Below are 14,165 nucleotides of genomic sequence, written 5' to 3'. Positions count from 1 at the left end.
AGGAAACAACCATGATCATCAGTAATAAATTTAAAACAGCATCAACTTACGCTTTAGTTGGCCTGAGCGCTTTAGTATTAAGTGGCTGTGCTAATAAAGCCGTAGTAAGTTATGGCGATGCACAAGCAGTAGAAACAACCGATATTAATTTTGGCTCTACCGACTTACAAAAAGTAGCGAGTCAAATGACCGATTCATTACTCAGCTCACCCGTTGTTGGCACAATGACTGCCAATAAACGCCCTGTAGTATTTGTTGAACGTATTAAAAACAAAACTAGTGAGCACATTGATACTGAATCAATCACCGATTCAATCTCTACACAAATGCTACGCAGTGGTAAGTTCCGTTTTGTAGATATGACGCGTGTTGAGTCAGTACGTGAGCAATTAACATTTCAAAACGAAGATGCCCTTGTTAACCCTGCAACAGCCGTTGCATTTGGTAAACAAATTGGCGCGCAATATATGTTATACGGAAATTTATCGAGCATAGTTAAATCAAATGCCGACAAATCAGACGTATACTATAAATTTACGATGCGTTTAATGGATATGGAAAGCGGCCTAGTTGAATGGGCAGACGAAACTGAAATTCGTAAAACTAAAGAAAAATCGACATTTGGTTGGTAGTTACTAAGCCTTTACGGGCTAATAAGCCCATAAAGGCTACCAATAGGAGATTATTATGAAAGCTATAATATTAATAATGTGTGCCCTACTTAGTGTGAGCGCGCCAACTTTTGCTCAATATGAGCGCAATAAAGCAGTTCCTGTGCAGCAAGTTTTATTTGGTGACGTAAAATCGGTACGCAATATTACCGAACAAGAAATCATTCAAGACAAAAACAACGGCTGGGAAACCTTCGGCGGTGCATTACTCGGTGGTGTTGTAGGCAACCAGTTTGGTGGCGGTAGCGGCCGCACAGTAGCAACAATATTAGGCTCGGTAATTGGCGGCAGTGTTGCGCATAACAGGCAGCAGCAAAGTCATTATCAGCAAAATCATTTTGTAGAGTTATTAATACAAATTGAAAACGGCGACCAGTTTATGGTTGTTCAAGATCAAGACCAATCAATGCGTTTTAGCAAAGGCGATAACGTAAGATTAGTGTACTTGAACGACAACACGGTGCGTGTAGATAAAGCGTATTAGCCAATATATTCATGACTAATGTAAAAAACGAGCCAAATTTGGCTCGTTTTTTATTTTTTTAATAACTATACTTGGCGATAGTCTTTAAAAAAGCGCTTCATTTTTAACATCGCATCAGATAAATCATCTTTGCTTGGTAAAAATACCAATCTAAAATGATCCGGCTCGGGCCAATTAAACGCCCTGCCATGTACAAGTAATATTTTTTCGGCTTTTAGCAAATCGTACATCATCTTTTCATCATCTTTAACGTTAAAAAGTGCTGTATCTACTTTGGCAAACGCATAGAGCGCGCCTTTAGGTTTTTTACAACTAATACCTTCAATAGCGTTTAACCCGCGCCATGCTATATCGCGCTGCTCGTATAAGCGCCCGCCTGGGTTAATTAAATTATCAATTGATTGCACGCCGCCCAACGCTTGTTGAATTGCATATTGCGCAGGTACATTGGCGCACAAACGCATAGATGAAAGTATTTCAAGGCCTTTGCGTAAATCATCCATTACCGAGGTACGACCGCTTAGAACCATCCACCCCATTCTTAGCCCCGCTGCACGGTAGGTTTTTGCTAAACCATTAAAAGTAATGATTGGTACATCATCACACAGTGAGCCGATTGAAGTATGCGTTATACCATCGTATAAAATCTTTTCGTAAATCTCATCGCTCAATAACAGCAGTTTATGTTCACGCGCTATATCAATTAATTGCATTAACAAATCGTCACTGTAAACCGCACCTGTCGGATTATTAGGATTAATTAATACCAAAGCTTTAGTTTTAGACGTTATTTTGCTTTTTATATCTGCAATATCCGGAAACCAATCTTGCTCTTCATCACATAAATAATGCACCGGATTACCACCCGATAATGTGACAGAAGCAGTCCAAAGTGGATAATCTGGAGCTGGAATAAGCACTTCATCGCCATTATTTAATAGCGCTTGGGTGATCATCTGAATAAGTTCGCTTACGCCATTACCAATATATATGCTATCTACATCTAAATTATGTAATCCACGTTGTTGGTAGTGCTGATAAATAGCCACGCGGGCTGAATAGAGGCCTTTAGAGTCACAGTAACCTTGGGCTGAATATAAATTGCGGATAATATCGCGGTGCATATCTTCTGGCATATCAAAACCAAAAGCAGCTGGATTACCTATATTCAATTTTAATACTTTTTGACCTTCGTCTTCCATTTTTTTAGCTTGTGCTAAAACTGGCCCACGAATGTCATAACATACACCTTCTAATTTGTGACTCTTTTTAATATCAGACATTTTTACCTCGACTAGTGAGCCTTTAGACTAACCTAGTAAAGGCGTAAAATGCCAGTCAATTTAGGTGCTTAATACTGAAATAAATTCACGTTTCAGCTTCAATAATTAACGAGATGCTAACCATTCATTTAGCTTAGCTTGAGAGCCTGTTACTTGAGCCATTAAGCTATTAGATGCGTCGATAGCTTCAGCTAAGTTATCTAGGTTTAAATTTTGTTCAATAACACGCGATACTTCAGCAAGGCTTGAAGCTCCAAACTGCGCCGCATTCGATTTTAAGCTATGGGAGTGGCGAATAGCTGCTTCTTTATCTTTACCAATGGTTGCTAACACTTCTGAGCCCAAACGTTCAAACTCTGAGCAGCAAAAATCAAGTGTACCAGCAAACTGCTCACCCAATAACGATTCCATACTCTCTAATGCTGATGTATCAATATTTATTTCTATCATATTTTAAGCCCTTAAAACAATCCATGTAAGTTACAGTTTAATAGTACTACTTTATATTGATGCGAAAAAAAAACCAACTTAATTACCCTATAAATGTATAATTGCGAGGATCATACTGGCAACAAAAAGTTTATTAAATGGCACGCACACTTTGTAATCATTGTAACTTTTCACTAAACACCTGTATTTGCAACGCAATTACAAAAATAAACAACAAAGTTACGGTTATTATTCTACAGCACCCGAGTGAAGAAAAAATAGCAAAAAATACCGCTAAACTACTCAATTTATGCCTAACTGATTGCCAAATAATCAAAGGCGAAAATAATGATGACTTTTCCATACTAAAAACACTGCCAGTAAGTTCAACTGTTTTACTCTACCCTAACGAACACGCTGTAAATTTAGACGATAACACTGAGCAGCCAAATGTAAAAAACATCACCCATTTAATCGTGGTTGATGGTACATGGAAAAAAGCCTACAAAATTTTGCAGCTCACCACATTACTAAATCAATTTAAAACGGTCAGTTTTAAACAGCTACCTAAAAATCGTTATGCTATTCGTAAAGCCCCTCGGGCCGACAGCCTATCCACACTTGAAGCTGTAGCGCATAGTTTGTTTTTAATAGAGCAACTAAATCCCGCACCACTTTATAATACGCTTAATGAATTAATACAAAAACAAACCCAACACATGCCTGAGCACGTAAAAGCACGTTACTTAGATTAAATTCGTTACTATATGAAACTTGCAATGCTTAACTACCCTAACAGACTAAAACGTGGCTTTACTCGCCAAGGACCCGACTATCGCTTTGACGACCAAGTCGACTTTAGCGATATAAGAGATACCTTCGGCTTTAGGTCAATGGTCGTTGGTAAATGGGTAACTAAAGAAGAGCGCTACATTAGCGCCAATTTAATTTACGATGCACTGGCCGACCTTGCACAAATACTGCATTTACCACCTAAAGCAATTGGCCTGCGCGGCAAGCTTAACTTTGCATTTGGCCATGGTGGTCAAAAAGGCGTGCAAGCGCATTATAATGCAGCCTCTCAAACACTTGCTCTTGCAAAAAATGCAGGCGGTGGTGCACTTGCTCACGAATGGTTCCATGCGTTTGACCATCATATAAGCGAGCACTTATTTGCAGCAAAACCACAGTTTGGTTTTGCATCAAAATTATGGCTTTCAAACACGCCAAATTTATCGCATCCACTTAATAATGCTTTGAACAGTTTTTATAAACATGTATTTTTAGATGAAGATGGTATTGATGCAAATAACTTTGTACAAACGTGTATAGAACACGATAAAGCCCACAATATGAATTATATGAGCATGCCAGAAGAGCTTGCAGCGCGGTGTTTTGAAGCCTGTATTGAAGGCCACACATATATAAAAAATAGCTTTTTAGTGGGAGGCTTAAAAAGTAGTAATTTAATCTACCCAAATAGTGAGCATATTAATATAGCAAATGAAGCACTTAACCACTATTTTGAACTACTGGGCTATGCGCTTCATAAAATAGACGAGTGATGTCTATATTTGGTGATTATTTATCGTCACTAATACGACTTGCTACTGCGCTGCTTTGATCTTTATATTTTGCATCTTTACGAATATTGTATGGGTTTTCACACGGGCCCGATAACATTTCAAAGCTCATAGCACCAATTTTCATCAGTGGGCGTAGTGCCAGTGGTAATTTACCTGAGTTGTAAAACTCTAAAACAATATTGCCGCTCCAGCCTGGGTCTATTCGATGCGCGGTTACATGCACCATTAAACCCAAACGCGCAAGCGATGAGCGTCCATCTAACCAACCTACTATATCTGCTGGTAGAGTTACTTTTTCATGGGTAATAGCTAGTGCAAGTTCACCTGGGTGTAAAAAGAATGCTTCACCTTCATCAAGCACTATTTCTTCACTCATGATCGATTCCATGGCCTTATTTAACTGATCTTTTGGACCACTTAAATCGACGTATGCCGCGTTATGCGCATTAAACGTTCTAAATTTATTACCCAAGCGTAAATCGGCAGTCACGCCTGAAATCATCTCGCTCGTTGGTGCAGGCTCAATAACTATGCGGCCATCGCTTAAGTATTCTTTAATATGTGTGTCTGAAAGTCTCATTATTTATTAATCTTCCGTAATCACAATTTCAATTGCATTGTGATGCTGTTGATAATAAAGCGTGCTGGCTATTAACCTTGCTGCTGCGCTGTATGTTTTGCTTATTGCGGCATCGTTATCGCTTGCAATAAGTTTACCTTGCTCAGAATACTCGCGTATATCTATTGCAAGTGGAATATGGCTAAGTACAGGCACGCCGTGCTTATGCGCCAGTTTTTGTGCACCGTCTTTACCAAAAACGTGGTTAGCTTCACCACAGTGAGTGCAAATGTAGTGGCTCATATTTTCTATTAAGCCAAGCACCGGTACGTTTACTTTATTAAACATAGCAATGCCTTTTTGCGCATCGGCTAGCGCTAAATCTTGCGGTGTAGTGACAATAACAGTGCCGCTAGCGGGTACTTTTTGGCTCATTGTAAGCTGAATATCACCGGTGCCCGGTGGCATATCAACAATTAAGTAGTCAAGCTCGCCCCAATCGGTTTCGTTAAGTAACTGGCTCAGCGCGCCTGACGCCATTGGCCCACGCCATACCGTGGCATCATCGCTTGGAACTAAAAAGCCAATTGACTGCGCTTTAATGCCATTGGCATCAAAAGGCTGTAGCTGTTTGTTATCTTTAGTGACGGGCTCTGCGCCCACTAATCCTAAAAGCATTGGGATAGATGGGCCATAAATGTCAGCATCTAAAATACCCACCTTTGCGCCTTCATTTTTAAGCGCGCCTGCCAAGTTAACAGCAGTAGTCGACTTACCTACCCCACCTTTGCCTGAGGCAATAAGTACAATATGTTTAATCGCTTTAAACTTAGCCGCCTCTTTAATGATAACCTTGGCGCTAATTGTTACAGGCACATTTAAGCTTTCACTTACGTGTTGCTCAACTAAAGGCATTTCTGATTGCCCAGCAAATGGCAGAGTTAATTTGATTTGTAGTGATTTATCGTCATTTTGAGTAATAGTATCAATGAAGCTTTCGTCAATACCGACGGCAAAAGCCGCACTACGATATGCCGCTAAGGCAGTTATAATCGGTTGTTTTTGCACCGATTTAGAAGAGAATAGTTTCGACAGTCCAAACATAGCAATTAAATAGCGTTTCTTTGATGAAAAGTGCCACGGAATTATGTAACATTCAGGGCATTAACACCAGTCAATTAATAAAAATCCATAAGCTGTGCGCACTCTAAGCAGATAGCTTGTAGATAAATTAATGATAATTGCCGTTTGTATAATAAAAACGGCGTTTTATCCTCAATTCGGAATGATTATGACGCAGCGAAAGATCCTGATTACCAGCGCATTACCTTATGCAAATGGCCCTACTCACCTAGGTCATTTATTGGAATATATTCAAACTGATATTTGGTCACGTTTTCAAAAACTACAAGGCCACGAAGCTTATTATGTTTGTGCAGACGATGCCCACGGCACGCCAATTATGCTTAATGCGCAAAAGCAAGGGATCACGCCTGAAGAAATGGTAAAACAAGTGAGCATAGAGCGCCAACGCGACTTTGCTGACTTTAATATCAAATTTGATAACTACCACAGCACGCACAGCCAAGAAAACAAAGAATTAAGCGAACTTATTTATAACCGCCTAAACGATGCCGGTCATATTAAAAAGCACACTATTTCACAATTATTCGACCCTGAAAAAGGTATTTTCTTACCAGACCGCTTTGTAACAGGTACTTGCCCAACGTGTAAGTCTGAAAACCAAAACGGCGATAGCTGTGATTCGTGTGGTGCTACATACAGCCCTACCGAACTTATTAATCCGCGTTCTGTAATGTCAGGTGCTGAGCCTGTACTTAAAGATTCTGAGCATTACTTTTTTGACCTGCCAGCATTTGAAGGCATGCTAAAAGAGTGGTTACACTCGGGAACTATTCAACAAGAAATGGCTAACAAGCTAGACGAATGGTTTACCGATGGCTTGCAACAGTGGGATATTAGCCGTGACGCACCTTATTTTGGCTTTGAAATCCCAAATGCACCAGGCAAATATTTTTACGTTTGGTTAGATGCACCTATTGGTTACATGGCGAGTTTTAAGAACCTATGTGACGAAAAAGGCCTCGACTTTGATGCGTTTTGGGCTGAAGGTTCAGACGCAGAGCTTTATCACTTTATTGGTAAAGACATTATCTACTTCCACAGCTTATTTTGGCCAGCAATGCTAGAAGGCGCTAATTTTAGAAAGCCAACTAACGTATTCGCTCATGGTTTTGTAACTGTGAATGGCGAAAAAATGTCTAAATCAAAGGGTACGTTTATTAAAGCGCGTACTTATTTAGATAACTTAAACCCAGAATACTTACGTTACTACTACGCAGCAAAATTAAGCAGCGGTATTGTTGATCTGGATTTAAACCTAGAAGACTTTGCACAGCGCGTAAATTCAGACCTAGTAGGTAAAGTAGTCAACATAGCGAGCCGTTGTGCTGGCTTTATTACTAAAAAGTTTGATGGCAAGCTAAGCAGTACTATTATGCAACCAGAGCTGTTAGCAGAGTTTCAAGCGGCTGCACCGAGCATTACAACACACTATGAGAACCGCGATTACAGCCGCGCAATTCGCGAAATAATGGCGCTTGCCGACAAAGCAAACCAATTTATTGATGGCGCAGCACCTTGGGTATTAATTAAAGACGAAACTAAGCAAAAAGAAGCACACGAGGTCTGTTCTCTTGGTCTTAACTTGTTCCGCGTTTTAATTACTTACTTAAAACCCGTGCTACCAGGAATGGCAGACAACGTACAAGCGTTTTTAAATGACGACCTTGCATGGGACGGCGTTCAAAATGCACTCGTAAGCCACCCTATCAATAAATTTAAACCGTTAATGCAACGTGTTGAAATGGATAAAGTAAACAAAATGGTTGAAGAATCTAAAGAAAGCTTAGCATCAAAAGTAACAATTGACCCTAACAGCCCACTTGCAAAAGAGCCGATTAGCGACGAAATTGAGTTCGATGATTTTGCAAAAGTAGACTTACGCGTAGCTAAGATTGCTAAAGCAGAGCACGTAGAAGGCGCAGATAAACTACTTAAGCTAACACTTGATTTAGGCGGCGAAACTCGCCAAGTGTTTGCGGGTATTAAATCAGCTTACGCACCTGAGGATATCGAAGGCAAGCTAACCGTTATGGTTGCTAACCTTAAGCCTCGTAAAATGCGCTTTGGTATGTCTGAAGGCATGGTATTAGCAGCAGGCCCTGGCGGAAAAGAAATTTATATTCTTAACCCAGATGACGGCTCAGAGCCTGGTATGCGCGTAATGTAATATTACTCATACAATAAAAAAACCGCTGATATGTCAGCGGTTTTTTATGGGCTAAAGTAATGTTTAGTCGTATATTAAATACCGAACACGAGCGTAGTGTTCTTACCAAGCTTGTAAAAAAATATATAAGTAAACTGCCTAAATAGGCAGTTATATTTTAACTCTAAAATCAATTATCTTATTTAATTGAGCTTTTTCAATACGCGGTCTTTTCTTGGTAGGTAATAGTTATCGTAATCAAGTGAGACTATAACGCGCTCTGCTTTTCCTAATAACTCATTACGCGGAATTAAACCTATTACACGCGAGTCAGCGCTATTGTCGCGGTTATCGCCCATTGCTAAATAATAATCATCAGGAATTGTAATTGCATCAAAGCCCGATAAACGTGAAGGAATATTTGCCACTCTTATCGAATGCGCTAACCCGTTTAAATCTTCGATTTTATCAAGCGAGTCTATGTTGCTTTGCTGATCTGCATAATTAAGTTTTTTACCATTAATAATGAGTTCATTATTTTCAAGCGCAACGGTGTCTCCTGGCACACCAATTACACGTTTAATTAAACGGTTATCGGCAGCTTGTGAGTCAAAAACAATAATATCACCGGTTTGTGGGTCCGCTAGTTTAAGTAGTTTTATATGCGTAAATGGGACACGAATATCGTAGGCCATTTTATCGGTAAGTATTCTGTCACCTTCTTGAATTGTTGGTTTCATTGAGCCTGTTGGCACTTCGTACCAATCGGCTACAGCGCTTCTAAATACGCTCATCAGTGCTATAAATACGATAAGAGAGCGGTTATTTTTCCAAAACTTATAAACTAATTTCATGCCTATTCCCTTCAATTGAACAAGTCTTTAATTAAGTAACTGTTTATATGACTTTGCTAATTAGCTGCAGTTCAATCAATGATGTAACAAAACATGTTGGCTACTAATTTTAATTGATCGATTAAATTTAGAGCGTCGTAACATTTAACGAAACCAACGGGTATTAACTTAAAGGAAAAATAAAATGTTTAAGAAAATTACTACTGCATTATTGTTTACAACTGCAAGCCTTGGATTTACTACAATGGCTTATGCTGATCATCATGGTATGAAAAAAGACGTTGTTGAAGTAGCCGTTGAAAATGGTTCGTTCACTACTCTTGTTGCTGCTGTTAAAGCCGCAGGTTTAGTTGAAACACTGCAAGGTAAAGGACCCTTTACTATTTTTGCACCAACAGATGCTGCATTTTCTAAATTACCTGAAGGCACTGTAGAAAAGTTACTCAAGCCTGAAAACAAAGATAAGCTAACGGCGGTATTAACTTATCACGTAGTGTCTGGAAAAGTGATGGCAGCCGATGTAATGAAGGTAGATAGTGCGAAAACACTACAAGGCCAATCAGTTATGGTTAAAGCCGACAGCATGGGCGTAATGATAAATGACGCTAAAGTTGTAAAAGCTGATGTAAAAGCAAGCAACGGCGTAATTCATGTTATCGACACAGTACTACTTCCAAAAGAGTAGTCATAAAAAATAAGCCAAATAAAAAGCATAAGTAAATACTTATGCTTTTTATTTATTTTTGTTTCATGACATAACAAATTATTGATTTAGTTTTTCTTTCGCTTCTTTTACTTTTTCAAAATCTAAACCAAGTTCGTCGGTTGCTTCTTTAATCAAGTGTGGTTGCGTCATCACCACTGCCATTAGTTGCTGTAGTTTTTCTGGCGGAATACCAAGCTCTTGAACAAGCGCCACTGCCATCATTGGGTTTTGAGTAAACGCTTCAAACAATGCTTTTACTTTTTCGTCGCTTACATTGTGCTCTTTAAGTATTGCTAGTATTGGATTCATTATTAAACCTTAAATGTTTTTTATAGGGCTTAGTATATGGGCTAACCCCTAAAATTAAAGAGTTACTCTACAAGTAAAACAACTTTACCAGCATTTTCATTACGCTCTAAAATAGCATGGGCTTCGTTTGCGTCGCTCCAAGGCAATGTTTTATACAAGTTAAAGTCGTACTTTTTAGTGGCAATATCATTGTAAAAGCGTGCTACAAAGTCGTCGCGCACCTGGCGTTTAAACTCAATACTGCGATTTCTAAGCGTTGAGGCATGAAACGAAATACGCTTTTGTAAAAGCGCGGCAAAATCAACTTCAGCAAAACGTCCATCTAAAAATGCAAGCATCACAATTTGGCAATCCATGGCTGCAATAGCGGCATTTTTATTTAAGTAACTACCCGAAACAGGATCTACAATTGCATTTGCTGTTAACTCATTTGCTTTCATATATTCTACAAAGTCAGTGGTTTTGTAGTTAATTGCATGATCGGCACCAAGATCTTTTGCGTGTTGGCATTTGTCATCCGTACCGGCAGTAATAACTACGGTAGCACCTGCGCTTTTAGCCATTTGAATTGCTGCACCGCCCACACCACTAGCACCTGCATGAATAAGCGCTGTTTGCCCTTTTTGTAATTTACCAAGCTCAAATAACGCGCCAAATGCCGTTAAATACACTTCGCTTATTGCAGCGCCCTCAGCCATTGTTACATCATCGGGTAATTCCATAAGCTGTTTTGCATCAACTGCTACATATTCGCTATAAGCACCACCTGAGCACAACGTAAAAATACGCTTGTTTAGCCAGCTTTTATCTACATCTTTTCCAAGCTCAGTAACTGTACCCGCACATTCTAAACCTAAAATCGGGCTATCTCCCGCAGGGGCCGGGTATTTACCTTGGCGCTGCATACTGTCTGCACGGTTTACACCTATTGCTGCAACTTTAACAAGTACTTCATGGCTCTTTAAAACCGGCTTTTCGGTTTCACTAAATGCAAGATTGCCATCTTCATGAGAAATATATTTCATTGTTGCTCCAAGTTTAAAAACTGTAATAACATATAGATGGGGATGAACACAGATTCAAACAACCTCAAAAGCGCCAACTTTGTTTATAAGGATAAACATCGGGTAGATAACCATTATGTACTTGTTGCTGACAACTCTGCCAAAACGTCGCTAAAAACAAGTTACTGTGCTCATTATTAAAATAGTTAAACGCAATATCGTTGGCACTAAAAAACACCTTAAATTGGCTCGGAAATATATCGTTTTCAGCTATATCAAAATACGAGTTACTACTTAGCTCTTCGAGTGCATTTTGGGTTTGTGGAACGTCTCTAAAGTTGCAATCGGTTAGTGGGCAAATTTCGTCAAAGTCGTAAAACACCACTCGCCCCCATCGCGTTACGCCAAAGTTTTTCATTAGCATGTCGCCCGGAAATATATTAGCGCCCGCTAACTCTTTAATTGCTTTACCGTAGTCATGCATTACTCGCTCTAGGGTTTTGTTATCGCATTGGTTAATATATAAATTAAGCGGGGTCATTTTACGCTCAACATAAACGTGCTTTAAAATGAGTGCCTTACCCGATATAACCATACTGCTACCAATTTGGTTTTTCATCTGCTCAAGCAATTCATCACTAAAACGGCTTAAATCAAACGCTAAATATCTAAACTCGTGCGTATCTACCAAACGACCAACCCTATCGGCTTGTTTTACAAAGTTATACTTGTCTATCACTTGTGCTTTGGTAGCTGTTTTTGGCGCACTAAATTTGTCTTTAATTACTTTATAAACGTAATCTAGCCCTTCAATAGTAAATACCAGCATTACCATGCCCGGTGTCCCTGGCGCTTTAACATACTTGAAGTTGGCTGGGCTATTTTTAGTCGTATCGACCTTGTGCCGATAAAACTCAGTTTTGGCGTGCTTTATAAAACCAATGGCGTTAAATAACTCAAAGCGTTGTTTGTGTGGCATTAACACACTTAAGTAATCTACATAACGAGCGGGTTTATCGGTATCAACCATAAAATAGGTGCGTGCAAAACCAAATAATAAACTTAATTGATCGGCGCCCATCATTACAGCATCAAGCTTTAGTCCCTCATCGGTATTTAAAATAGCGATAGCAAAAGGCATATTGTCGCCATTTTTAGCAATACAGCGCCCAATTAAATAACAGGCTTTGTTTCTAAAAAATAATGAGTTGGCGTATTCAATATACCCGTCGTTTAAATTGATAAGTTCGTACACCTGTTTGCATTGCTGTTTAGCGCCTTGCATTAACGTACTTTGTAGTGTGGCTACATCGCGTTCTAAATGACTAAATGTCACTCTAAATACTTGATTAGTGATAAGCGTTTTAACGGCGTTATTAAACCCACTGTGTAGCGATACCCTGCTCACTAAGCTTTCATAAGAGCGCGGCTCACTACGATACTTTGCTTTTAATACAAACAAATGCACAGTACGAATTTTTTTATCGTCCCAAATTGCACCAAATGTTGAATTAAAAAAGGTATGAGCTATTGGTTTATTTTCGTGATTTTCTACCATATCGCCGTAAATATTTTTAGCTAACTGCCACGTTTGCGGGCAAGTAAGCTCAGCATAAGCAATAACTCTCACGGCTTCACTCACGTTTTTTACTTCGCGCTCATACACTTGTAAACGTTCACGCATAGCACTTTGCACACTGTGGTACTGTCGTTGCTCAAAACGGCTTTGTGCACCCAGTGTAATATTTAAAAATTGCGAAAACATCACCTCAAATCCAGCAAAAACAGATCGTGCAAGCTTACTGGCTACAACCTGTTGTAGCGCATTATTAGATTGATTTGTTGGCCTATTTTGCATAAATACAGCACTTATATTGATGCCAGTTATGGCGGTTATTTTTTATTAATTGTTTACACCTTAGCAAGCAGGCTTTAATTTAGATAATTAATAAAGCATATAATTTAAATTGATCATATGAATATAAGAAACGTCGACCTCAACTTGTTAGTTTACTTAAATGTACTCATTGATGAAAAAAGTGTGTCAAAAGCTGCAAATAAACTCGCGCTTACGCAACCGGCTATGAGTAACGCATTAAAACGTTTGCGCGATTTATTTGACGACCCGCTACTTGTGCGTGCTGCAGGCTCTATGGCGCCAACGGCAAAGGCGCTTGCGTTAAAGCCTGAAGTTGAGGCGCTCTTAAAAATGGTCGAAGCTATTACGCAGCCTAGTGAGCAATTTAACCCTACAACGGCTGAAGTTACGTTTAGAATAATGGCAAACGACTACATAGAGTCGACCTTAATAGCCCCCTTTATAACGGCGCAGCTTAGTAAAAACCCCGGTATTAATTTTGATGTATTAAGTCCAAGCGACGTAAACCTGCAAGACATGGAAAAAGGCACTATAGATTTAGCAATAAACCGCTTTAATGGCCTGCCACGCTCGTTTCATCAAGCCAGTGTTTGGCGCGATAATTACTGTTGTTTAACCCATCCTAAAAATACATTTTTACAACAATCAGGGTTAGACGACTACTTAAAAAAAGAGCATATTTGGGTAAATCGTGCCGGCTGGGGGCCTGAAGCCGCTGTTACTAATAAATCAGGAAAGCAAAAATTAGGCTGGGTAGATGAAGCGCTTTGGCAACTAGAACAAACCCGTAAAATACGTGTTTTTACTCGCCACTATATGGTTGCAAGCCTGCTTTGCCAATCAGAGCAACTTATTGCCACCCTACCGCGCAGGCAAGCTAAGTTATTAACCTCTCATACTGATTTAGTAATCAGCCCTGTGCCATTCCAAATAGTGCCTATTGAGGTAAAAATGATATGGAGCCCACTGCTGCACCATGCACCGGCGCACCAATGGTTAAGGCGTGAATTATTAGCGTTTGCTAAAACGATTGCAGATAGATAAATTAAATATAGACATGCTGTGCTATGAGTTTCAAACAAGCTCGGTTTTAGACAATAACTTCAAAT

General features: G+C 39.4%; 15 protein-coding genes. 7 read left to right on the top strand and 8 right to left on the bottom strand.

Going from position 1 to position 14,165, the window contains the following annotated elements; translation table 11 throughout:
- The first annotated feature begins 11 nt into the window (after positions 1-11).
- Both lpoB and ABX891_RS08790 read left to right on the top strand, forming a co-directional pair.
- Positions 12-632, top strand: a complete 621-nt coding sequence (gene lpoB, locus ABX891_RS08795; protein WP_007375407.1) for a penicillin-binding protein activator LpoB — start codon at positions 12-14, stop codon at positions 630-632.
- 55 nt (positions 633-687) lie between these two features.
- Positions 688-1,155, top strand: coding sequence for an outer membrane lipoprotein (locus tag ABX891_RS08790; RefSeq protein WP_309168702.1), 468 nt, complete (start codon positions 688-690; stop codon positions 1,153-1,155).
- Positions 1,156-1,220: 65 nt separating this feature from the next.
- On the opposite strand, the gene ABX891_RS08785 is transcribed toward ABX891_RS08790, so the two are convergent.
- Positions 1,221-2,438, bottom strand: a complete 1,218-nt coding sequence (locus tag ABX891_RS08785; protein WP_024597609.1) for a pyridoxal phosphate-dependent aminotransferase — start codon at positions 2,436-2,438, stop codon at positions 1,221-1,223.
- A gap of 105 nt (positions 2,439-2,543) precedes the next feature.
- Positions 2,544-2,888: an Hpt domain-containing protein gene (locus ABX891_RS08780; RefSeq protein ID WP_354629313.1), complete on the bottom strand. Its 345-nt coding sequence runs from the start codon at positions 2,886-2,888 to the stop codon at positions 2,544-2,546.
- Between the two features lie 137 nt (positions 2,889-3,025).
- On the opposite strand from ABX891_RS08780, the gene ABX891_RS08775 reads away from it, so the two are divergent.
- Entirely contained in the window at positions 3,026-3,622 is a 597-nt protein-coding gene (locus ABX891_RS08775; protein ID WP_138488951.1) for a tRNA-uridine aminocarboxypropyltransferase, read from the top strand.
- A 24-nt stretch (positions 3,623-3,646) separates the two neighbouring features.
- Positions 3,647-4,432, top strand: coding sequence for a CLCA_X family protein (locus ABX891_RS08770; RefSeq protein WP_354630129.1), 786 nt, complete (start codon positions 3,647-3,649; stop codon positions 4,430-4,432).
- Positions 4,433-4,448: 16 nt separating this feature from the next.
- Here the strand turns inward: ABX891_RS08770 and dcd are convergent, their stop codons facing one another.
- Both dcd and apbC read right to left on the bottom strand, forming a co-directional pair.
- On the bottom strand, positions 4,449-5,033 hold the full coding sequence (gene dcd, locus ABX891_RS08765; RefSeq protein WP_002959670.1) for a dCTP deaminase: 585 nt from the start codon (positions 5,031-5,033) through the stop codon (positions 4,449-4,451).
- Positions 5,034-5,039: 6 nt separating this feature from the next.
- Positions 5,040-6,116 carry an iron-sulfur cluster carrier protein ApbC gene (gene apbC / locus ABX891_RS08760; protein ID WP_182737605.1) on the bottom strand — a complete coding sequence of 359 codons (1,077 nt, stop codon included), beginning with the start codon at positions 6,114-6,116 and terminating at the stop codon, positions 5,040-5,042.
- 187 nt (positions 6,117-6,303) lie between these two features.
- On the opposite strand from apbC, the gene metG reads away from it, so the two are divergent.
- The gene (gene metG, locus ABX891_RS08755) at positions 6,304-8,325 is read left to right on the top strand and encodes a methionine--tRNA ligase (RefSeq protein WP_354629312.1); all 2,022 of its coding nucleotides are present in this window, start codon (positions 6,304-6,306) and stop codon (positions 8,323-8,325) included.
- A gap of 182 nt (positions 8,326-8,507) precedes the next feature.
- Here metG and lepB read toward each other — a convergent pair whose 3' ends face one another.
- Positions 8,508-9,158, bottom strand: a complete 651-nt coding sequence (gene lepB, locus ABX891_RS08750; protein ID WP_024597614.1) for a signal peptidase I — start codon at positions 9,156-9,158, stop codon at positions 8,508-8,510.
- Positions 9,159-9,342: 184 nt separating this feature from the next.
- On the opposite strand from lepB, the gene ABX891_RS08745 reads away from it, so the two are divergent.
- Entirely contained in the window at positions 9,343-9,843 is a 501-nt protein-coding gene (locus ABX891_RS08745) for a fasciclin domain-containing protein (protein WP_354629311.1), read from the top strand.
- 78 nt (positions 9,844-9,921) lie between these two features.
- Here ABX891_RS08745 and ABX891_RS08740 read toward each other — a convergent pair whose 3' ends face one another.
- From ABX891_RS08740 to aceK, 3 genes are all read right to left on the bottom strand, one after another.
- On the bottom strand, positions 9,922-10,173 hold the full coding sequence (locus ABX891_RS08740) for a DUF2999 family protein (RefSeq protein WP_354629310.1): 252 nt from the start codon (positions 10,171-10,173) through the stop codon (positions 9,922-9,924).
- 62 nt (positions 10,174-10,235) lie between these two features.
- On the bottom strand, positions 10,236-11,198 hold the full coding sequence (locus ABX891_RS08735) for a zinc-binding dehydrogenase (RefSeq protein WP_354629309.1): 963 nt from the start codon (positions 11,196-11,198) through the stop codon (positions 10,236-10,238).
- A gap of 64 nt (positions 11,199-11,262) precedes the next feature.
- Positions 11,263-13,035: a bifunctional isocitrate dehydrogenase kinase/phosphatase gene (gene aceK / locus ABX891_RS08730; RefSeq protein ID WP_354629308.1), complete on the bottom strand. Its 1,773-nt coding sequence runs from the start codon at positions 13,033-13,035 to the stop codon at positions 11,263-11,265.
- Positions 13,036-13,152: 117 nt separating this feature from the next.
- Between aceK and ABX891_RS08725 the strand changes: the two genes are divergently transcribed.
- Positions 13,153-14,100 carry a LysR family transcriptional regulator gene (locus ABX891_RS08725; RefSeq protein ID WP_354629307.1) on the top strand — a complete coding sequence of 316 codons (948 nt, stop codon included), beginning with the start codon at positions 13,153-13,155 and terminating at the stop codon, positions 14,098-14,100.
- Positions 14,101-14,165: the final 65 nt, after the last annotated feature.

The sequence above is a fragment of the Pseudoalteromonas sp. NCIMB 1079 genome (assembly GCF_040567695.1).
GTDB classification, from domain to species: domain Bacteria; phylum Pseudomonadota; class Gammaproteobacteria; order Enterobacterales; family Alteromonadaceae; genus Pseudoalteromonas; species Pseudoalteromonas distincta.
Note: the sequence above shows the minus strand (reverse complement) of the source record. Positions and strands in the feature narration are given on the sequence as shown.

What these genes read in the sequence shown, in the direction of transcription:
- lpoB (WP_007375407.1), top strand. Translation starts at nt 12, where the DNA reads ATGATCATCAGTAATAAATTTAAAACAGCATCAACTTACGCTTTAGTT.
- ABX891_RS08790 (WP_309168702.1), top strand. Translation starts at nt 688, where the DNA reads ATGAAAGCTATAATATTAATAATGTGTGCCCTACTTAGTGTGAGCGCG.
- ABX891_RS08785 (WP_024597609.1), bottom strand. Translation starts at nt 2,438, where the DNA reads ATGTCTGATATTAAAAAGAGTCACAAATTAGAAGGTGTATGTTATGAC.
- ABX891_RS08780 (WP_354629313.1), bottom strand. Translation starts at nt 2,888, where the DNA reads ATGATAGAAATAAATATTGATACATCAGCATTAGAGAGTATGGAATCG.
- ABX891_RS08775 (WP_138488951.1), top strand. Translation starts at nt 3,026, where the DNA reads ATGGCACGCACACTTTGTAATCATTGTAACTTTTCACTAAACACCTGT.
- ABX891_RS08770 (WP_354630129.1), top strand. Translation starts at nt 3,647, where the DNA reads ATGCTTAACTACCCTAACAGACTAAAACGTGGCTTTACTCGCCAAGGA.
- dcd (WP_002959670.1), bottom strand. Translation starts at nt 5,033, where the DNA reads ATGAGACTTTCAGACACACATATTAAAGAATACTTAAGCGATGGCCGC.
- apbC (WP_182737605.1), bottom strand. Translation starts at nt 6,116, where the DNA reads ATGTTTGGACTGTCGAAACTATTCTCTTCTAAATCGGTGCAAAAACAA.
- metG (WP_354629312.1), top strand. Translation starts at nt 6,304, where the DNA reads ATGACGCAGCGAAAGATCCTGATTACCAGCGCATTACCTTATGCAAAT.
- lepB (WP_024597614.1), bottom strand. Translation starts at nt 9,158, where the DNA reads ATGAAATTAGTTTATAAGTTTTGGAAAAATAACCGCTCTCTTATCGTA.
- ABX891_RS08745 (WP_354629311.1), top strand. Translation starts at nt 9,343, where the DNA reads ATGTTTAAGAAAATTACTACTGCATTATTGTTTACAACTGCAAGCCTT.
- ABX891_RS08740 (WP_354629310.1), bottom strand. Translation starts at nt 10,173, where the DNA reads ATGAATCCAATACTAGCAATACTTAAAGAGCACAATGTAAGCGACGAA.
- ABX891_RS08735 (WP_354629309.1), bottom strand. Translation starts at nt 11,198, where the DNA reads ATGAAATATATTTCTCATGAAGATGGCAATCTTGCATTTAGTGAAACC.
- aceK (WP_354629308.1), bottom strand. Translation starts at nt 13,035, where the DNA reads ATGCAAAATAGGCCAACAAATCAATCTAATAATGCGCTACAACAGGTT.
- ABX891_RS08725 (WP_354629307.1), top strand. Translation starts at nt 13,153, where the DNA reads ATGAATATAAGAAACGTCGACCTCAACTTGTTAGTTTACTTAAATGTA.